17 protein-coding genes are annotated in these 18,871 nt (G+C 54.2%); 11 read left to right on the top strand and 6 right to left on the bottom strand.

The window, feature by feature from the left end; translation table 11 throughout:
- Positions 1–18: 18 nt before the first annotated feature.
- Complete coding sequence (locus tag DU000_RS03475) at positions 19–864, bottom strand: outer membrane protein assembly factor BamD (RefSeq protein ID WP_114402098.1); 846 nt, start codon at positions 862–864, stop codon at positions 19–21.
- 65 nt (positions 865–929) lie between these two features.
- On the opposite strand from DU000_RS03475, the gene DU000_RS03470 reads away from it, so the two are divergent.
- The 4 genes from DU000_RS03470 to phhA all read left to right on the top strand — a co-directional run bounded on the left by DU000_RS03470 (position 930) and on the right by phhA (position 4,230).
- A complete protein-coding gene (locus DU000_RS03470; protein ID WP_240001776.1) occupies positions 930–2,039 on the top strand; it encodes an RluA family pseudouridine synthase in 1,110 nt (369 codons plus the stop codon).
- Positions 2,033–2,914: a peptidoglycan editing factor PgeF gene (gene pgeF / locus DU000_RS03465; protein WP_205074004.1), complete on the top strand. Its 882-nt coding sequence runs from the start codon at positions 2,033–2,035 to the stop codon at positions 2,912–2,914. The genes DU000_RS03470 and pgeF overlap by 7 nt, the downstream gene beginning before the upstream one ends.
- An 87-nt stretch (positions 2,915–3,001) precedes the next feature.
- Positions 3,002–3,241 (top strand): hypothetical protein, encoded by a 240-nt coding sequence (locus DU000_RS03460; RefSeq protein ID WP_147266956.1) that lies wholly within the window; start codon positions 3,002–3,004, stop codon positions 3,239–3,241.
- A gap of 56 nt (positions 3,242–3,297) precedes the next feature.
- Entirely contained in the window at positions 3,298–4,230 is a 933-nt protein-coding gene (phhA, locus tag DU000_RS03455; protein WP_114401922.1) for a phenylalanine 4-monooxygenase, read from the top strand.
- Here phhA and DU000_RS03450 read toward each other — a convergent pair.
- Together DU000_RS03450 and DU000_RS03445 are read right to left on the bottom strand one after the other, a co-directional pair.
- The gene (locus DU000_RS03450) at positions 4,197–4,475 is read right to left on the bottom strand and encodes a hypothetical protein (RefSeq protein ID WP_114401921.1); all 279 of its coding nucleotides are present in this window, start codon (positions 4,473–4,475) and stop codon (positions 4,197–4,199) included. The two genes, phhA and DU000_RS03450, sit on opposite strands and share 34 nt — an antisense overlap.
- Before the next feature lie 8 nt (positions 4,476–4,483).
- On the bottom strand, positions 4,484–5,674 hold the full coding sequence (locus DU000_RS03445) for an ABC transporter ATP-binding protein (protein WP_114401920.1): 1,191 nt from the start codon (positions 5,672–5,674) through the stop codon (positions 4,484–4,486).
- Between the two features lie 181 nt (positions 5,675–5,855).
- On the opposite strand from DU000_RS03445, the gene DU000_RS03440 reads away from it, so the two are divergent.
- The 3 genes from DU000_RS03440 to DU000_RS03430 all read left to right on the top strand — a co-directional run bounded on the left by DU000_RS03440 (position 5,856) and on the right by DU000_RS03430 (position 8,651).
- Complete coding sequence (locus DU000_RS03440) at positions 5,856–7,505, top strand: ABC transporter permease (protein ID WP_114401919.1); 1,650 nt, start codon at positions 5,856–5,858, stop codon at positions 7,503–7,505.
- 18 nt (positions 7,506–7,523) lie between these two features.
- Positions 7,524–8,228: a fumarylacetoacetate hydrolase family protein gene (locus DU000_RS03435; RefSeq protein ID WP_114401918.1), complete on the top strand. Its 705-nt coding sequence runs from the start codon at positions 7,524–7,526 to the stop codon at positions 8,226–8,228.
- Positions 8,229–8,312: 84 nt separating this feature from the next.
- Positions 8,313–8,651 carry a P-II family nitrogen regulator gene (locus DU000_RS03430; protein WP_114401917.1) on the top strand — a complete coding sequence of 113 codons (339 nt, stop codon included), beginning with the start codon at positions 8,313–8,315 and terminating at the stop codon, positions 8,649–8,651.
- Positions 8,652–8,721: 70 nt separating this feature from the next.
- Here the strand turns inward: DU000_RS03430 and DU000_RS03425 are convergent, their stop codons facing one another.
- Both DU000_RS03425 and trxB read right to left on the bottom strand, forming a co-directional pair.
- On the bottom strand, positions 8,722–9,372 hold the full coding sequence (locus tag DU000_RS03425) for a Smr/MutS family protein (RefSeq protein WP_158529618.1): 651 nt from the start codon (positions 9,370–9,372) through the stop codon (positions 8,722–8,724).
- A 1-nt stretch (position 9,373) separates the two neighbouring features.
- Positions 9,374–10,336 carry a thioredoxin-disulfide reductase gene (trxB, locus tag DU000_RS03420; protein WP_114401915.1) on the bottom strand — a complete coding sequence of 321 codons (963 nt, stop codon included), beginning with the start codon at positions 10,334–10,336 and terminating at the stop codon, positions 9,374–9,376.
- Between the two features lie 227 nt (positions 10,337–10,563).
- On the opposite strand from trxB, the gene DU000_RS03415 reads away from it, so the two are divergent.
- Genes DU000_RS03415 through lolA form a run of 3 tightly spaced genes read left to right on the top strand, consistent with a single transcriptional unit; the run spans position 10,564 to position 14,288 of the window.
- Complete coding sequence (locus tag DU000_RS03415) at positions 10,564–11,238, top strand: Crp/Fnr family transcriptional regulator (protein ID WP_114401914.1); 675 nt, start codon at positions 10,564–10,566, stop codon at positions 11,236–11,238.
- 54 nt (positions 11,239–11,292) lie between these two features.
- Complete coding sequence (locus tag DU000_RS03410) at positions 11,293–13,644, top strand: DNA translocase FtsK (protein ID WP_114401913.1); 2,352 nt, start codon at positions 11,293–11,295, stop codon at positions 13,642–13,644.
- Entirely contained in the window at positions 13,644–14,288 is a 645-nt protein-coding gene (lolA, locus tag DU000_RS03405) for an outer membrane lipoprotein periplasmic chaperone LolA (protein ID WP_114401912.1), read from the top strand. Before DU000_RS03410 ends, lolA begins: the two co-directional genes overlap by 1 nt.
- A gap of 21 nt (positions 14,289–14,309) precedes the next feature.
- Here the strand turns inward: lolA and DU000_RS03400 are convergent, their stop codons facing one another.
- The gene (locus tag DU000_RS03400) at positions 14,310–15,092 is read right to left on the bottom strand and encodes a 2OG-Fe dioxygenase family protein (RefSeq protein WP_114401911.1); all 783 of its coding nucleotides are present in this window, start codon (positions 15,090–15,092) and stop codon (positions 14,310–14,312) included.
- Positions 15,093–15,253: 161 nt separating this feature from the next.
- On the opposite strand from DU000_RS03400, the gene DU000_RS03395 reads away from it, so the two are divergent.
- On the top strand, positions 15,254–18,823 hold the full coding sequence (locus DU000_RS03395; RefSeq protein ID WP_114401910.1) for a coiled-coil domain-containing protein: 3,570 nt from the start codon (positions 15,254–15,256) through the stop codon (positions 18,821–18,823).
- Positions 18,824–18,871 lie beyond the last annotated feature (48 nt).

Raw genomic sequence — 18,871 nt, 5'->3', positions numbered from 1 at the left:
CTCAGCAGCATTGCGCCTTTAATTGAGCTTTAGCTTGGCGGCGCTGGCGGGGAAATTACGTTGCAGCACACGGAAATTATCATCTCGCAGCTCTTTCATTTTGAGCGCATCATAAGCTTGCACAATAATCACGAGCGCCTGCTCTTGGGCGGGGGCTTCAGGGTATTGTTTGATGGTCGTTTGTGCGCGGGCTAATGCGGCCACATAGGCGCGGCGTTTCATGTAATAGGCGGCAACATTAACCTCGTATTGCGCCAAGGCATTAACCAGATATTGCATGCGCTCTAATGCATCCGGGGCGTATTTGCTTTCTGGAAAGCGCGTAACAAGCTCTTTGAAGGCATCAAAGGCATCGCGCGTGGCCTTGGGGTCGCGGTCAATCCGGTCTTGGCCAAAAATGCGGGAAATCAGGCCCACGTCGTCATAAAAATTGATCAAGCCGCGCAGGTAATAAGCGTAGTCAATAAAAGGGTGGCTGGGGTAAAGACGGATAAAGCGATCAACGGCGGCCAGTGCCTGTACGGCATCATTTTGTTTGAAATAGGCGTAGGCAATTTCGAGCTGGGCTTGTTGTGCGTAGCGCCCAAAGGGGTAACGGCCTTCCATTTTTTCGAGTAGCTTGACGGCTTTTTCAAAGTTACCGCCATCAATTTCTTCGCGGGCGGCACTGTAGAGTTTCTGCGCTGACCAGCCTTTGGTTTCGTCGGCTTCTCCTTGGTCTAAAATCCCGCAGCCGGTCAGGCTGGCAGTAGCCAACAACAGACAAGCGACCCCAGCGGGCCAGCGAGTTAGGGCGCGAATAAAGCTGGAAGTCAGTTTGCAGGCAAGGCGTGGGAGGGAGAGAAAAAACAGAGCAAGACGCATACGGGGGTCACCATTAACGCTAAAATCAAAGCCGAAACGCATTATAGCGACCAAAGTGAGCCTAAGTGACGCAATCAGAGAGATTCCCATCAGATACCTGGCACGAAGAAGAGGTGCAGAGCCACGATGCGGAGTCGGCGCTGGCCGAAGGCTTGGGCGAGCCTTTAACGGCAGTGATTCCGATGGCCGCGACCGGAGAGCGCCTGGATAAAGTGGTCGCGCAGCTGTTCCCCCAGTTTTCACGGGCGCGCTTACTCAGCTGGCTACAAACTGGCTTGGTCGAGATCGATGGTCAGGCGCTGAGCGATTACAGCAGTAAGATCAAAGCCAAAGGCGGCAGCCGTTTGACAGTAACGCCAATGGCCGCGCCCGAGACAGCGGCCTATGTGCCTGCCCCTTTAGCGCCCGGCATGCTAAACGTGATCGCCGCCGATGCCGCCGTGATTGTGCTGGATAAACCAGCTGGGTTGGTGGTACACCCCGCAGCGGGAAATTGGCAGGGAACCTTGCTGAATGGGTTGCTGCATGCTTATCCGGAGTTGGCAGAGATTCCCCGCGCTGGCATTGTCCATCGCTTAGATAAAGAAACTAGCGGGGTCATGGTGGTGGCGCGGACCCTAACCGCGCAAACCGAGTTGGTGCGGCAATTACAGGCCCGAACAGTCAAACGCGAATACCGCGCTTTGGTGTGGGGGCATGTGCCCGCAGCGGGAAAGATCACCGCGCCGATGGGGCGTGACCCCCGCGATCGACTCAAAATGGCGGCCTTTCCCGCCACCGAAGCGGGCGCAGAGCCGGCTCCAGGCACGAAAACAGCGGTTACGCATTATCAGCCGCTGGCTTATGGGCTGCTGTGCGATACCCCTGTTACCTGGGTGGCTTGCCATTTGGAAACGGGTAGAACGCACCAGATTCGGGTACATATGCAGTCTCAGGGCTGGCCGCTGGTAGGCGATCCGCTCTATGGCAAACCATTAAAAACGGCGCAGTCTGCTACGGTGGTGAAGGTGCCCGCGGCCATGCCATTTGCCCGGCAAGCCTTGCACGCCTTACACTTACAGTTTATTCACCCCGGTGAGCCACATGCGGAGGGCACGCCGCCAAGCGCCTACACCGCCCCCTTGGCCAGCGATTTACTGACCTTACTCAGTCAGGCGGGAATTCAACCATGCTAGGAACCCGAAGCATCGCCGATTTCATTAGTCCGATTCTGACAGCCATGCCAGCAGATTGGGTCGTGCCGGACTGGCCGGCACCGGCGAATATTCGAAGCTTGATCACCACGCGCAATGGCGGCGTCAGCCAAGGGCCTTTCGCGGGCCAGCATGGCAGTGGGGGGATGAACCCTGGGTTACGCTGTGGTGATGCGGTCGAGTTTGTGCAAGCAAATCGAGCCTTACTCCGTAAATATCTGCCAGCAGAGCCTTGCTGGCTAAAACAGGTGCATGGCACCACCTTGGTTGCCGCCCATGCGCCGCCCATCCGTGGGCATGCAGGCTACGAGGAACCGGAAGCAGATGGTAGCTATACCCATAAAAAAGGGCGTGTCTGTGTGGTCATGGCGGCCGATTGTTTACCCGTGTTACTCACTAATCTTGGTGGCCATGTTGTCGCTGCCGTGCATGCGGGGTGGCGAGGCTTAGCTGCCGGGGTGCTTGAAAATGCGGTTAAAACCCTGCAGGAGACGCTGGCGCGGTATGCGATTCCTGTTGAGCAGCGCACCCTAATGGCGTATTGCGGTCCGGCGATTGGCCCGACAGCATTTGAGGTTGGCGCAGAGGTGCGGCAGGCGTTTACCACCGTACACGCTGATGCCGCCGCCTATTTTGCAGCGCACCCGAGTGTGGCAGATAAATATTTTGCCGACATAGTGGGTTTAGCCAAGTTGCGTTTAGGCCATGCGGGGGTAACCCAATGCTATGGTGGTGGGCTTTGCACGGTCAATACCCCAGCCCGTTTTTATTCCTACCGCCGTGATCAGGTGACAGGCAGAATGGCTGCGCTAATCTGGATCGACGATTATGCCAATCTGCCTGCGGCAACAAGGTGATTGACAACGGCTGGACTAGGGCTGTGCGCCGTCCGATAACAGCCAATGCAGCGAAATGCAGTGAAAAACAGCGACAGAGTGAGCGAAATGATGCTGGACAATTGGAAAAAAAGTTTCATTAACTATTATTTAGCGATGCCGCAGCCGCAGCGCAGCCGTTTCTTCAAGCACATGCTGATTCAGTTTGTGCTGTCGATGGTGTTGCTGTGGATGACCATGAAATCTGCGAAGCAAGGTTGGTTTTTATTTTTTCTGGTTTGGACGGCGATTGACATGATTTTATTGCAGTGGATGCGCGAGGCCGACAAACAGCCGCCGCGTTCCTAATGTCGCAGCGCTAAGTCGCTTGAATACCTTGCGTTTCTTGCATTTAGGAGGTTTGCATGACAATGCCAGTTTCTTCGCAGCAGAAAACAATTCATGAGGCAGCTTTGGCAACTTCTTATGTGGTGCCGGATGTCACTTCACGCAAAAACCAAGGCTTGGCGCACGCCGAAGATTACACCTTGCCGCAGCCCTTAGACCGCTACAGTGACCAAGACCACCAGACTTGGGAGCAGCTTTATCAGCGGCAACATGCACTGTTACCAGGGCGTGCCTGCGATGCTTTTTTAGCTGGTATGGATTTGCTGCCGATGGGGGCAAACCGAATTCCGGTGTTTGAGGAATTGAACGAGGTCCTGCACCAAGCGACTAGATGGCGAATTGTCGCGGTACATGGGCTGATTCCCGATGAGGTTTTCTTTACCCATCTGTCGCAGCGCCGGTTTCCCGTGACTTGGTGGATCCGTGAACCAGATAAGTTGGATTACTTGCAAGAACCCGATGTCTTTCATGACTTGTTCGGTCATGTGCCGTTGTTAATGAATCCTGTCTTTGCCGATTATTTACAAGCCTACGGCCTGGGCGGGGTAAAAGCCCAGCACTTGGGGGCATTGCCAATGTTGGCGCGGCTCTATTGGTACACCGTTGAGTTTGGCTTGCTAAAGACCTCGGCTGGCCTACGCATTTATGGCGCTGGCATTGTCTCAAGCCGCACCGAATCGCTTTACAGTCTAGAAAGCCTGAGCCCGAACCGGGTGGGTTTTGATTTGTTGCGCGTAATGCGTACCCGTTACCGCATTGATACGTTTCAGAAAACGTATTTTGTGATTGATGATTTTCAGCAATTATTCGCTGCGACCGCGCCGGACTTCACGCCCTATTATGAGGACTTGAGCAAACGACCTGCCTTGGGGGCAGGGGAGTTGATCGCGAGTGATGAGGTTTTGCAGCGAGGTGATCAATCTGATTGGTCGGATACCGCGGATATTTGAGGCTTAGATTGCGGTGCTTGCGCATGGGTCTTGGCCTCATCCGTTGCCTGAGTTTGGGCACGCAGTTGGGCTTGATATTGACGCCGCTTTTGCCGAATTGGCGTCGCTAGCAAATAGAGCAGGATGCCAAGTGGCAAAACGCCATAAAAAATGAACGTGCCAAGCGCAGCTGCGATGGAATGCTCACTCAGCGCCATGAGCGTCACCACATACAGCCAGCCGATTGCAACGATACCTATGTACATTTTTTCCCCTAGTGTGAGAGGCCCGTGGCAGAAGGGGTTGGTAGGCTAATTCGGGGGAATGTCACGACGTGATCCGCGTCCAGTTTAATCCCAATTTTTTCACCGATTGCATGGTTATGATGACTCGGTACGTTGGCCAAGATTAATTGTCCTGAGCTGAGTTTCAGGGTGTAAACAAAGTCGGCACCGCGAAACACTTTTTTAACCACCTCTGCTTGGAGTGGGCTCGCATCATCGTGCGTAATGTCATCTGGCCGCAGTAACACATCCACTTCTTGCGCTTTTGAGCGGGCGGCAGACGTGCTTGCTGCTTCAGGTATCGTGCTGACATCGGCTGACTGAGCGGCACTTGCCTCAGCCATCACCAAGGCCCCAATTTCAATATCTACTTGCGCTGTTGTGTGCCCAGCTGCCTCGCTTGGCGCAGGTATGCGGCCAGGCACAAAGACCCCTTGCCCCACGAAATCGGCAACAAAGCGGGAATTGGGCTGGTGATACAGATGGTAAGGTGTATCCCATTGCAAAATTCGGCCTTCATGCATCACCCCGACTTGATCGGCGACCGCGAAGGCTTCCTGTTGATCGTGTGTGACTAAAATTGCCGTGGCATTGGCTTCTTTCAAAATATTGCGCACTTCCAGGCTCAAGCGTTCGCGCAGGGCGACATCAAGGTTTGAAAAGGGTTCATCCAATAGCAACAGCGTTGGCTGGGGGGCGAGAGCGCGTGCCAGTGCGACGCGCTGTTGTTGCCCGCCGGAGAGTTCGTGAGGAAATTTGTGGGCATGAGCGCTGAGCCCGACCAGGCTGAGCATGGCATCCACCCGCGCTTGCCGTGCGGGCTTGAGAAGCCGCTGCAGGCCAAAGGCCACGTTGTCGGCAATCGTCAAATGGGGAAAGAGCGCATATTCTTGAAATACCAGCCCAATTTGACGATGTTCCGGTGGGGTATGGTGGTGGGCGCTGGCGATCACGTTGCCACGCAGACGAATTTCACCTGCTTGCACCTTTTGGAAACCGGCAATCGCCCGCAATAAGGTTGTTTTGCCACAGCCTGACGGGCCAAGCAAGCAACCGATTTCACCCGCTTGCAGGTTTAAAGAGAGGCCTTGCAGTACGCGCAAAACCTGGCTTTGACTCTGACGGGCTGGCAGCGTAAATTCGATACGTAAATTTTCAGCGTGGAGCAGTGGGCTTGTCATAATCCGGTCGAGCAAGTGAGCTTGTCTGATCAAATATCAACGATTAATTCGCCAAGCGGGCGAGCAATTTGATGAGATCAGAATGTTCCATCAGTATAATTGAGAATTAAACTCATTTATATTTTGCCTGTACTGTAGCTGCTTGGCTGTGCCGCGCCTGCGTACACTTGACCCCACATTTATGGTTGCCTGGTTATCACGTCTCTTTCCTACCTTTGTTGCCTTATTGGTGGCGATCCCGGTGCTTGGGGTGCTCTCTAATGTGCTGGATCACTCGTTGGTGAGTGCGACGGCGCAGACGACTTGGCAACATCTGCTTGATACGATCTTGCCTGACTACACGCGGGTTACCGGCGCATTGGTGCTGTGGGTTGCGCTTGGGGTGATTGCGGGGGGCAGCATGGCGGCCTGGTTGGTGGCGCTCTGTGAATTTCCCGGGCGCAAATGGCTGGAGTGGGGTTTGATTTTACCCCTCGCGATGCCGGCTTATGTGAGCGCGTATGCCTACACTGATTTTTTACAGTTCACCGGTCCTGTGCAAACCGCTTTGCGTCACTATTTTGGGTGGGAATATGGCGACTATTGGTTCCCTGAAATTCGCTCACTCGGTGGCGCGGCACTGATGTTTATTGCGGTGCTCTATCCCTATGTTTACCTGCTGGCACGCAATAATTTTCTCGAACGTAGCCCGGCCATGCTGGAGGCTGCACGCAGCATGGGGTATCAGCCTTGGCAGGTTTTTTGGCGAGTCTCACTCCCCTTGGCCCGCCCGGCGATTGTGGCGGGGGCTACCTTGGCACTTATGGAGGTGTTGGCAGATTACGGCACGGTGGCCTATTTTGGGGTCACGACTTTTACCACGGGTATTTATCGGGCTTGGTTTAGCCTAGGGGATCGTGCGGCGGCGGCACAGCTTGCCTCGATGTTGTTGGGGATCATTTTCTTGTTGGTTGTGTTCGAGCAGCTGAGCCGTGGCCGTGCGCGGTTTTACACAACCGGACAGCGCTTGCATGGGCAAGCTGTGCGGCCATTAACCGGATGGTTGGGGTGGGGGGCGACCCTGTTTTGTTTTCTGCCAATCCTGTTGGGATTTTTATTACCCACATTTCTGCTGCTACGGTTAGCGTGGCAAGAGTGGCAACTTGGGCAGTTACTGGCCGATAGTCGATATCTGCACTGGTTATTCAATAGTGTGTTGTTGGCATCGCTAACCGCAATCTGCGCGGTGATGGCGGCTTTATGGTTGGCTTATGCGCAGCGCAGTCGCCCCAGTCGCTGGCAGTCTATGTGCAATCGCATCGTGAGTCTCGGTTACGCGGTGCCTGGGGCGATTATTGCGGTGGGGGTCCTGATTCCTCTGGCGAAGTTAGATAATTTCCTAGCAGATTGGCTGGCAGCGCAATGGGGCTGGCAGGTTGGGTTATTGTTTACGGGGACCATGATCGCGCTCATTTACGCTTACCTGGTCCGTTTTTTTGCCGTGGCTTATCAGGGCATCGATGCGGGCTTGCAAAAAATAACGCCGGCGATGGATGCCTCGGCACGCAGCCTGGGATACAGCCCGTTGGGGGTGCTGAGAAAGGTTCATATTCCTTTACTGTGGCGTTCGCTGCTGGCCGCTGGGCTGTTGGTGTTTGTTGATGTGATGAAAGAATTGCCCGCAACGCTGGTGCTGCGCCCCTTTAACTACGATACGCTGGCGGTGATTGCGCATCAATTTGCCACTGATGAACGTCTGGGTGAGGCGGCTTTGCCAGCGCTGACCATTGTCTTGGTTGGCTTATTGCCAGTCATGCTGCTATCCCGTACTATGCTAAAGAATAATTCATAACTGTTCAGGAAAACGATTATGCCTGATGCAATCCAAGCCCCCGTCGTTACCCGTATTCCCGTTGTTGACAGTGCTTTAACTTTCCCCGTGCATCGTATCTATTGCGTTGGCCGCAACTATGCCGAGCATGCCAAAGAAATGGGGTTTGACGCGCGTGAACTCCCGTTCTTTTTCACTAAACCAGCCGATGCTGCGCTCTACGTTGCGCCTGACACACTGGGTAGCATGCCGTATCCGAGCCAAACCAGTAATTTGCATCATGAAATCGAGCTGGTAGCGGCGATAGGCGTTGGTGGCCGCCGAATCCCTGCTGCGCAAGCGTATCAGCACATTTATGGCTTTGCCGTAGGGCTTGATATGACGCGGCGTGACTTGCAGTTTGCCCTGCGAGATAAAGGCCGGCCCTGGGATGTCGCGAAAGGCTTTGATTATTCCGCCCCCATTGGGCCGATTACGCCGCTCGAAAAAGCAGGAGAGATGCAGCAGGGACGAATCTGGTTGAATGTAAATGGCCAGTCTCGTCAACAAAGCGATGTCTCCAAATTGATTTGGAGTATTGCGGAGACGATTGAGCATTTGTCCGGTTTTTTTGCGCTGCAACCCGGAGATTTAATCTTTACCGGCACGCCAGAAGGGGTGGCTGCGGTGGCGCCTGGGGATGTGCTTGAAGGCGGGATTGATGGGCTAGGTAGCTTAAAGCTACAAATTACCCCTGCCGTTTAGTGGTGCAAGCGGCGAGCGCGCGGAGAAGTCAGCGCGGCGAGGCGTGTTACGCCATGTCTTTTTACTTTCACGAAGAGATCTGCCATGAAAAAAATAACTGCGATTATCAAACCCTTCAAAGTGGATGAAGTACGGGAGTCTTTGGCCAGCGTGGGTATTACCGGCATGACCGTCACCGACGTGAAGGGTTTTGGCCGCCAGAAAGGGCATACCGAGCTATACCGTGGTGCGGAATATGTCGTTGATTTTTTGCCCAAAGTAAAACTGGAAATGATTGTGGCAGAAAGTATGGTTCAAGATGCGGTTGATGCAATCGTGAATGCGGCGCGTACCGGTAAAATCGGAGATGGTAAAATCTTTGTGGAGTCGATTGAGCAGATCATCCGTATTCGCACGGGTGAGATGGGGGAAGCCGCGGTATAAGCAGGCCCTGGCGTATTAGCGCCAATGTCGCGGCGCTTAACACAGACGCTGAGGCTGCTAGGTGGTGCTATTAATCGAGGCTCAGCAACACAATCACCGCACCTGCGCCACCATCGGCAGGGCGAGCTTGGCAAAAAGCCAATACTTCGGTTTTCTGGCGGAGCCAGCTAATCACTTTGCGTTTGAGGACTGGCTCTTTGTTAATCGAGCCATGTCCTTTTCCATGAATAATCCGCAAACAGCGTTTTTCACGGCGGCGGCAATCCCGGATAAACGCCGCGAGGGCATCGCGCGCCTGATCCGTGCGCAAGCCGTGTAAATCCAATTGCGCTTGAATCACCCATTGTCCACGGCGCAACTTTCGGACTACGTCCTGACCAACATGAGGTTGATGAAAGGACAGATTTTCATCGGTTTCTAACAGACTGCTACTGTCCAGTTCATCGGAAAGCGTGGCTTTGAGTATTTCGCGTTCGGTTTGTTGCCGCTGATGGGCAACAGGTGCGGGATAGGGTGGCGGCGAGGCATGCCGTGGCGCTGTTTTTAAGGGTTGGGCATCTTTCACGGCCGCTAAAAATAGCCCTTGTTCCGCTTCTTTCTGCGCTTGTGCGGCGGCGGCTTCTGCAGCCGCCTTAACTCGCCTGGCGGCTTCGTCACTCAGTGCTGTGCGCAGTGCTGCAAGTTGCGCCCAGCCCGGTTCTTTGCGGCCGCGGCTGGCCATGTCATTCTTGTGATTCGAGGTAGCGTTGTGCGTCCAGTGCGGCCATGCAGCCAGTGCCAGCACTGGTGATCGCTTGTCGATAGACATGATCTTGCACATCGCCAGCCGCAAAAACCCCGGGAATACTGGTTTGGGTTGCCATACCTTTCAACCCGCTTTGGGTTACCAGATAGCCATTTTCCATCTGTAGCTGACCCGCAAAAATGTCGGTATTGGGCTTGTGACCAATCGCAATAAATACTCCCTTCACGCTGAGCTCTTCGGTCGCGCCGGTTTGCGTGTGTTTGATCCTCACGCCGGTCACGCCGGACTGATCTCCCAGCACTTCATCCAGGGTATGGTGCCACTTGATCTCAATCTTACCGGCAGCCACTTTTTCATTGACTTTGTCGATTAAGATGGCTTCCGCACGGAATTTGTCGCGCCGGTGGATCAGCGTTACTTTGCTGGCAATATTGGATAGATAGAGGGCTTCCTCAACGGCCGTGTTGCCGCCCCCGATAACGCAAACTTCCTGGTTGCGATAAAAGAAACCATCGCAGGTGGCACAGGCTGAGACGCCTTTGCCCATGAACGCTTCTTCTGAGGGTAACCCTAAGTATTGGGCTGATGCGCCGGTCGCAATAATCAGGGCATCACAGGTATAAGTACCGCTGTCGCCAATCAGGGTGAAGGGTTTTTCGGTCAGGCGGACAGTATGAATGTGATCAAAAATAATCGTGGTATTAAAGCGCTCAGCGTGCTCTAAGAAACGCTGCATCAACTCGGGTCCTTGCACGCCGTTGACATCAGCCGGCCAATTGTCGACTTCCGTTGTTGTCATGAGTTGTCCGCCCTGGGCTAAGCCAGTGATCAAGACTGGTTTCAGATTAGCGCGGGCAGCGTAAACAGCGGCGGTGTAGCCTGCTGGGCCAGAGCCGAGAATCAATACGTTGGCATGTTGGGTGGGCGTTTGGCCGGTCATGAAACATCCTTCCTATAGGCAATGCAGGCTTGATAAGACAAGTGAATATGTCTCTTTTTTGATCGAAAAAGTAAAAAAACACCAAAAGAAGCAATCTTGGGTTAGGTCGAGTAACCCCGAGTAAACTAACTCAAATTATACTGCTGTGGTTCTAAGTGCGCAGGCTGCCTCACTATTCGTAGCCGTAAATTATTAAAAACGAAACACAGATAAATTTGGGGTTAAGCATGGGAATTCAAGAAAACAAAGCCTTACTCAAGCGTGTCCCGCTATTTTCCGTGTTGACGGATCCGCAATTGGATGAATTATCATCGGTTGTCGTTAAACGTGCTTTTCCGAAAAACCGAGCGATTGTCACCGAAGGCGAGGCAACGCAGTGGCTCTACATTCTGCTCAATGGCAAGGCCAAAGTTCAAGTGTCGGATGAAGAGGGGCGCGAAGTCATTTTGGCGATTTTATCGGCGGGTGAGTTTTTCGGCGAGATGGGGTTGTTGGATGAGTCGCCTCGCTCTGCCAGTGTGATCACTATTGAATCTTGCGAATTTTTAGCGATTGCGAAAGAAGACTTCAACCGTTGTTTGCGCCATAATTTTGAGATGTCTATGTTAATCATGCGCGGCCTGGTGAAGCGCCTGCGTGAAGCTGACAAAAAAATTGAGACGTTGGCGCTATTGGATGTTTATGGCCGTGTTGCCCGGGCGTTGATTGAAATGAGTACCTTGGTGAACGGCGAGCGGATCATTAAAAAACTTCTTCCTCGCCAGGAAATTGCCAAAATGATTGGGGCCTCACGTGAAATGGTCAGTCGGGTGATGAAAGAATTCGAAATGGAAGGATTAGTCCTTGAAAATCCAGATGGCAGTGTGACGATCCGCGATAATATTATTGCTGCCCGCTTCTGATACAGTCATTACGTTGTCGGGCAGTCATTCCTGACCATTACCTTTTAAATCTGAATGCGGCAACAAATTTCCCCCGGCCTAGCAGGCCAAGCGACCGAAAAAGTCATTGATATTTCTCAGCGCATGCGGCGCTGGCTAAGCGAAGCAGCCTGGATACTCTCGTTATTTTTGGCGGCGTACATATTTCTTAGCTTGATAACCTATCACTACGCTGACCCGGGTTGGTCACACGCAGCGGATAGTCTTTCGGTTCATAACCGTGCTGGCTACGTAGGGGCTTGGTTAGCCGATCTACTCCTCTACTTGTTTGGCTGTTCCGCTTATTGGTGGGTGGTGTTGTTTTTCAGTATTGCCTGGCGTAACGCAACCCGTCTTTACCGACAGCTCGAATCCAGCCCTTCGCTAGATGATGCCACGCTAGGTCTGTCTGGCTCAGCCCGTTTTTTAGGAATACAGCGTGGCGTTGGTTTTTGCTTACTGCTGATTGCCTCGATTGCCCTCGAAGCGGAGCGTTTACACAGCCTGACAATGACCTTGCCCTACGCGCCCGGCGGTGTTTTGGGGGAACTATTGGGCCAGCCGATGATGGCAGGGTTTGGTTTTACCTTTGGGACATTAGCCCTCTTTTTACTTGGCTTATTGGGGGCGCGATTATTTACCGGGGTGTCATGGCTGGCTTTCGCTGAGCGGATTGGCTTTGCTTTGGAGTGGTTTGTTCTGCTCTGCCAGCGTCGCCTTGAGTCGCACTCTGACCGAAAAATTGGTGAGCAGGCCGCAGAGCGTCGGGAGCGCGAGGTTCAAGAAGACCGGCACCGTATCGAAGAGCACGCCCCCATTCACATTGCGCCTACCCCTGAGATCGAGCCATCGGTTCGGGTGGAAAAAGAAAAACAGGCCCCGCTCTTTAGTGAGATGCCCGATTCGACTTTGCCAGCCGTTAATTTATTAGATGCTGCCGCTGTCCAGACTGAAACCGTCAGTGCCGATACCTTGGAATTTACTTCACGGTTAATTGAGAAAAAACTCTCTGATTTCGGCGTTCAAGTGAAGGTGATTGCCGCTTACCCTGGGCCGGTGATTACGCGCTATGAAATTGAGCCTGCAACGGGTATCAAAGGCAGCATGATCGTGAATCTCGCCAAAGATTTAGCCCGCTCCTTATCGTTAACCTCGATTCGGGTGGTGGAAACCATCCCAGGTAAAAATTTAATGGGCCTGGAACTGCCCAACCCCAAACGGCAAATGGTCAAGCTGTCGGAGATTATTGGGTCCAAGGCCTACAATGACAGCGCCTCTCTGCTCACGATGGCATTGGGTAAAGACATTGCGGGTCAGCCTGTGGTGGCCGATTTAGCCAAAATGCCGCATTTACTGGTTGCCGGGACAACCGGTTCGGGTAAATCAGTGGGGATCAATGCCATGATCCTATCGTTGCTGTACAAAGCCGATCCCACCCAAGTCAGGCTGATTTTGATTGACCCCAAGATGCTCGAAATGAGTGTCTATGAAGATATTCCGCACTTATTGGCACCGGTAGTCACGGATATGGCCAAAGCAGGGCATGCCTTAAATTGGTGTGTGGCTGAAATGGAGCGCCGTTACAAGCTGATGAGTAAGTTAGGGGTACGCAACCTCGCAGGCTACAACACCAAGCTTGCTGATGCAGAAAAACGGGGAGAAGCGGTGCCGAATCCGTTCAGCTTAACCCCAGATATGCCAGAGCCACTTCAACGATTACCGCAGATTGTGGTGGTGATTGATGAGCTGGCCGATTTAATGATGGTGATTGGCAAAAAAATTGAAGAATTGATCGCCCGGCTTGCACAAAAGGCACGGGCGGCAGGAATCCATCTGATCTTGGCGACTCAGCGCCCCAGTGTCGACGTGATCACCGGACTGATTAAGGCAAACATTCCTACCCGGATGGCTTTTCAGGTCTCCAGCAAAATTGATAGTCGGACGATCCTAGATCAGATGGGGGCTGAGACTTTGCTGGGGCAGGGCGATTTACTGTATTTGCCAGCGGGTACGGGCCTGCCTCAGCGCGTGCATGGTGCTTTTGTCAGTGACGAAGAAGTCCACCGGGTGGTCGAGCATTTAAAATCACAAGCTGAACCGGACTATATCGAGGGTATTTTAGAGGGCCCTCAGGAGGACACGGCGCTCGGTGGCAACGGGGCTGGCGCGGCCGATGCGGAGAGCGATCCGATGTATGACCAAGCGGTACAAGTTGTTTTGCAGCACAAACGTGCCTCCATTTCTCTGGTGCAGCGGCATTTGCGGATCGGTTATAACCGTGCTGCACGGATTTTAGAACAAATGGAAAAAGCCGGGCTGGTATCCGCGATGGCAACCAATGGGAATCGCGAGATTATTGCCCCCAACCAAACCAGCGAGATAGGATAATGAATCGGCGAACTTTTTTTTCTGGGCTAGTAGGTTTCTGGGTATCGCTGCTAGCAGTGCAAACAGGATTGGCTGCTACCCCGTCTGCACTGGAGCAGTTGCGCCAGTTCACGAGTCAAGTTAAGGCCGCGCGAGGTGAGTTTACACAAACGCAAACCAATCGCGCCGGCAAGCGCGAAGTTTGGCGGGGTGAGTTTACTTTCGCCCGCCCAGGTAAATTCCGTTGGCGCTATAGCCAGCCCTATGAACAATTACTGGTAGCCGATGGCGAGCGTTTCTACCTGTTTGATAAAGATTTGAACCAAGTGACAGTGCGTAAACTGACTGAGGCTATTGGGCAAAGCCCGGCCGCGATTTTGTTTGGTCAGAGTGATCTCGATAAGCACTACACCATAAGCGAAGACGCTGCGCAGGAAGGCTTAGCATGGCTAAGTGCCCAACCCAAAGCCAAAGATACCCAGTTCGAGCGGATTCGGATCGGCTGGCGCAATGGCTTGCCTGAGGCCATGGAGTTACATGATACGCTGGGTAAGGTAACCACTTTACAGTTCGTTCGGGTTGAGCGCGCCGCCAGCATTGATAGCAGTGTCTTTCGTTTTCAGCCTGCCAAAGATGCCCCCGGGGCCGATGTTCTACAACCCTAAGTCGTAGGGCATCATTGGCTGTCATCCTGCATTGGGTTCTTGAAAGCCCCCTGCGCGGTAAGTTAACACCAAGGTATCACGGTAAGCCGGCAGGGTTGATTGTGCTGGCGTAATGGGCGAGGTCTCATGCACGACCCGGGTGTCATCCAATAGCATCAAGGTCCCTGGGTGGCTCAAGGTCGTGGCTTGCAAACACTGGCCCGCTTGGTCATAAATCCGTGTTAAGCCCCCCTCGACGTTATCGCGGGCCAGCAATAGGAGGGCGACAAAATCGACGCCATCGCGGTGTGCGCCTTCTGGCGTGGGTTTTCCCATGCCTGTGCTGGCATCAATACGGAATTGGTGCGCCTCAATAAACCAGCGCTCAACCTCCTGACCTTGTGCTGCTCGCACTTGTTCAAACAAGTGACCCAGCCATTCAATCAAGGCACTCAGCAGACTGGGAGGGTGCCACAAGTGTGCTTCGAGTGGCTCAAACCAGCGCCGGATTCCACCATGCAGCGCGTTGTAGGTCGTCGGTTGCCAGTGTGGTCGATAAGGCATGAGTTGTAAGCGGGTTGGCGTGGTCTGGCCAACTTCCTGGATCAAGGAGTCATGTCGCCGCGCTCGGTAGCTGCCCCCGTCTTTAAGGTAGCGATCTTGGGGCAATCTCTGCCAGGTGTCTTGTAACGAGGCGAACTGCGGCGCGGTCGTCAGTGCAGAGGGCAGGGCCCCCAATGCACAGCCTGAGGCAGACAAGGTTGTTCGCAAATGATCGATATCTGGGGGCGTAAAAGAAAAATCCGTCGTGAGAAAATCAGGCATATCCACTCATCTTCAATTGACCACAACACATAAGCCATGGGCGAGGCTGGCAGGGCATTCTGGGGAGAATTGGCAGGCATTTGCCCGCTTTATTGTGGTTTCGATTCCCGACAAACCGCTCATACTAAGGCCGTTATTATCCGACCATTGCAGGAGGCAGCATGCTTGCCGAACAGCATCTTACCCCACCGCACAACGCAGAATCCTCGATTGCTGGTTTATTCGATCATGAGCCACAAAAGCAAGGTTTACGGGTTGCGTACTCAAGTGGCAACGGGGCCGACTTTGCAGTGGCTGAAAAACCTTCCCTGAACGCCAACGAACAGTTAGCCGCCTTACGTCTCGCCTTTGCCCGGGTTGAGTCTGAGGCGAAAGCGGCCGCCGCCGCCGAAAATCGGGCACAAGTTGAAGCCGCCGCCCGTGCCGCTGCAGAAGCAAGAGCACAGGCTGAGTCGAAAGCGACCGTTGAGGCCTATCAGGCGGTTAAAGTAGCCGAGGAGGCGCTGGCGGCGACACAGGCCCGCATCGCCGCCGAGCAAGCCGCACGGCAGGCCAAACAACAGCGGATTGAAGCTGAAAAACGGGTGCGCGACCTCTTGCAGAAACTCACGCTAGCGGAGCAAACGGCAGCGACGCAGCAAGAGGCGCGGGCGCGTGAAGAAGCGGCAGCATTGGCGGCTGCTGAAGAACGAGCACGGGCTGACAGCATGGCGGCGCTTGCGGCGCAAGAGAAACAACAGCTTGAGCAAGAGCAGGCGCAGCTGTCACAAGCCAAGGCCGCGGCGACTACGCAAGCCATTGAGACCATACAACAGCGGGTTGAGGCTGAAAAAACACTGCAATCAGAAGCACAGCAACGCTTGCAGTTAGAGTCTGAAGCGGCCCAGCAGGTGCAACGACGTCTTCAGGCTGAACAACAGTTGCGCCAAACTGCCGCACAGCGTCTACAACATGAGCAAGCCTTGCAAGCCGAAGTGCTTAAGCGTGTTGAAGCAGAAGCTCGGGCAGCTGCCATTGCTGCCGATAAGCTGCAGCAGGAAGCAGCAGCGACTACAGCGGCGCAAGCTCGGGCCGAGCAAGATCAGGCTGCGCTACAGCAAGCCCAACAGCGGATTGCTGACGAAAAGCGGGCGGAAGAATACGCGCAGCGGCGGGTTCTGTTGGAACAAGAAGCGGCTGCCTTGGCCGTGGCCCAGCGTCAGGCAGAGCAACAAGCGTTGCAGGATGCAGAGGACGCCGCAAAGTCAAATGCAAAAGCTGCCGCCTTGGCCCAGCAAAAGGCGGAACAAGCGCGCTGGCTGGCATTGACAGCGCAAGAGCGCTTGGCCAGTGAGCAAGCGGCAGAAAAAGCGTTGCAAAATAAACTGCTTGCAGAAGCAGCACTGCAGCAAGCTGCCCTGGCCCGTGCAGAGTCTGACCAGGCACTGGCACAAGCCATGACGCAGAAAGCGACGCTAGAGAGCCAAACCGCTGCTGCCCAGCAAGAAAGATTACTGGCTTTGAAGCGGGCTGAACAATCGATTCAAACGCTCGCACGGAAAGCACAAGAACAATTGGAGACCCAGCAACGGGCGACGCTTGCTGCCGAGGCGCGTGCGCGCGAGGCAGTTGAGCTGGCACGCCTGGGCCGTCGTCGCGCCCAGGCGCAACAGCGCTTATTGCAGAGCATTCAACAGCGGCGCCAGCAACAAGCAGCGCGGGCAAATGCTGAGCAGCTCGCCTTGGAAAGTGAGCAGTGCCGGATTGCGGAAGAAAGACGCCTTGCCGAAGCAGCAAGCGAAAAACGCCTGCTCGATGAACAATTGGTTCAGGCGTTACGGAGAAAATTAGCCGAACAGCAAGCGCTCAAGGCAGCAAAACGACGGCAGATCGAGGCAGAGCAGCTCGAAATGGCGCACCTGGCTGAACAAAAATCGCTACAAATACACGCGACCGAGCAAGCGGAACAGCGGGCGCTTGCGGCTACTGCGCTGCTACAGACACAGCAAGAGCAGGCGGCTGCTTTAGCGCAGGCTATTGCGGCATTGAATCAGGCACGCGAAAGCCATCAGCAACAGATTCAAGCCTGTATCGCCGAGAAAAGGAGCTTAACCGAGGCTGAGCAACAGCAGGCTTCATTGAAAGCATTCGAAGCTAAAGAGCTGCGCCGAGTCTCCCGTTTGCAGCAGCTTGCCAATGCAGCGCAGGAGCAAGCGCGCGCTGCCGCGCAGCGTCAGCGTGAGTTGGCGGCAGAAAATGCCAAGCAGGCGTTGGAACAAGCCAGACGGGATCAGGCTTTGGTGCAGGCAGAAGAAGTCGCACAGCTTGCGGCACGACGCTTGCTCGATGCTACTGCCCTGAAAATTCAAGAAACGCAAGCTGCTGCAAGAGCCAGTGCCGAAGAGGCTCAGGAGCAGGAACGACTGGTACAGATTGCGCAACAAATTGTTCAGGATAAGCAATTTGCGACGGCTGCATTAAAAGCCCGGGTCGCACAACAAACACAACTGGCTGACGCGATTCAGCGTAAGCGGGCGCAAGAGGAGGCGCTACAGGGCGCGATTGCGGCACAGTTAGCCGCTGCCGAGCTGGCGCAAGAGCTAGGCGCACAGACCTTGGCACAAGCCCAATCTTTAGCTCGCTTAGAAGATGAAAAAGTGCGCCAGCAAGAAAGCTTGCGTGCCGCACAAGTCCAGCGCATTGCCCATGAAGAAGCAGAGCTAGCTGCCTGTTTGGCTCAACAAATGGCAGAGGAAAAGACGATTCAAGCGGCAGCAGAACGTCGCCTGGCTCAAGAGCAAGCACTGGAAATGGCGAATGCGCGATTGCAGCAAGTCACCATTGAAAAAGAAGCTGCGCAAGCCCGCCAGCGCGCTGAAGCCCATGCCCTGAACTTGGCGCGTCAACTGGCGGAGCAAGCGAGCCGTGAGGCGCAAGCCATTGAACAAAAAAATCAGGAACAAGCGACCTTGTTACGTTTGCAAACGCAACGTGCGCAGCATGAACAACAATTGGCGTTAACCTTACAAGCCAGTCGTGAGGCTGAAGAACAAGCAAGTGAGGATCAGCGTTTACGGCTGCAGGCCGCTCAAGAAACCGAGAAATTGGCGCGGCAAAAAGCCGAACAAGAAAACCGGGCGCGGATGCAAACGGAGGAGGCGACTCGACTAATGGCCTTGGCCCAAGCCAAAGCCGCCGAAAACCTTCAGCTACAGGAACAGCAACGTTTATTGGCGACTGAAAAATTGACTCTGGAAGAAAGTCTGGCCAGTGATTTAGCGGCACGCCAGCAGCATTTATTGGCAGAACAGCAAGCGTTGAAGGCGAAGTCCGTGGCCGAAGCAGCAGCCAATGCGGCCTTGCACCAGGCGACACAATTGGCGCAAGAGCAAGCTCAGCAGGCGGCGTCGCTAGAGCAAGCGTTAAGCATGGAAAATCGTGAGAAACAAGCGCGCCTGCTGGCTGAAAAAGCTGCGACTGAAGCCGCCAAAGCCCGCGCAGATGCCGAGCTAATGGCAAAGCAAATGACCCAGCAAGCGCAACGTCGTCTAGACGCCCAGCATAAAGAAGCTATGTTGTTGGCTTCAAGTTTGCTGGAATCGCTGCAGCACATCAGTCGCGAACACGCCGCATGGATTGATCGTGCCGAGGCATTGTTGAATACTCAGCCTGAGCAACATGGAGCATCTTTTCCGCGCCAGCCAAAGCGGGTAAGCAGCTTAGAGGGGCTCGACACCGCACCAGCGCTGTAGTTGTCTGCATCGGATAGCGGTTATTTTGACGGGATAACAACCGTGCGA

This window comes from Parvibium lacunae, from assembly GCF_003335215.1.
Lineage (GTDB): Bacteria > Pseudomonadota > Gammaproteobacteria > Burkholderiales > Burkholderiaceae_D > Parvibium > Parvibium lacunae.
This window is presented reverse-complemented; position numbering and strand designations above follow the sequence as displayed.

Coding starts and splice junctions, on each gene's coding strand:
- DU000_RS03460 (WP_147266956.1), top strand. CDS start 3,002: ATGATGCTGGACAATTGGAAAAAAAGTTTCATTAACTATTATTTAGCG.
- DU000_RS03430 (WP_114401917.1), top strand. CDS start 8,313: ATGAAAAAAATAACTGCGATTATCAAACCCTTCAAAGTGGATGAAGTA.
- DU000_RS03415 (WP_114401914.1), top strand. CDS start 10,564: ATGGGAATTCAAGAAAACAAAGCCTTACTCAAGCGTGTCCCGCTATTT.
- DU000_RS03440 (WP_114401919.1), top strand. CDS start 5,856: ATGGTTGCCTGGTTATCACGTCTCTTTCCTACCTTTGTTGCCTTATTG.
- DU000_RS03450 (WP_114401921.1), bottom strand. CDS start 4,475: ATGTACATAGGTATCGTTGCAATCGGCTGGCTGTATGTGGTGACGCTC.
- DU000_RS03400 (WP_114401911.1), bottom strand. CDS start 15,092: ATGCCTGATTTTCTCACGACGGATTTTTCTTTTACGCCCCCAGATATC.
- DU000_RS03425 (WP_158529618.1), bottom strand. CDS start 9,372: ATGGCCAGCCGCGGCCGCAAAGAACCGGGCTGGGCGCAACTTGCAGCA.
- DU000_RS03435 (WP_114401918.1), top strand. CDS start 7,524: ATGCCTGATGCAATCCAAGCCCCCGTCGTTACCCGTATTCCCGTTGTT.
- DU000_RS03445 (WP_114401920.1), bottom strand. CDS start 5,674: ATGACAAGCCCACTGCTCCACGCTGAAAATTTACGTATCGAATTTACG.
- DU000_RS03410 (WP_114401913.1), top strand. CDS start 11,293: ATGCGGCAACAAATTTCCCCCGGCCTAGCAGGCCAAGCGACCGAAAAA.
- lolA (WP_114401912.1), top strand. CDS start 13,644: ATGAATCGGCGAACTTTTTTTTCTGGGCTAGTAGGTTTCTGGGTATCG.
- DU000_RS03395 (WP_114401910.1), top strand. CDS start 15,254: ATGCTTGCCGAACAGCATCTTACCCCACCGCACAACGCAGAATCCTCG.
- trxB (WP_114401915.1), bottom strand. CDS start 10,336: ATGACCGGCCAAACGCCCACCCAACATGCCAACGTATTGATTCTCGGC.
- DU000_RS03475 (WP_114402098.1), bottom strand. CDS start 864: ATGCGTCTTGCTCTGTTTTTTCTCTCCCTCCCACGCCTTGCCTGCAAA.
- pgeF (WP_205074004.1), top strand. CDS start 2,033: ATGCTAGGAACCCGAAGCATCGCCGATTTCATTAGTCCGATTCTGACA.
- phhA (WP_114401922.1), top strand. CDS start 3,298: ATGACAATGCCAGTTTCTTCGCAGCAGAAAACAATTCATGAGGCAGCT.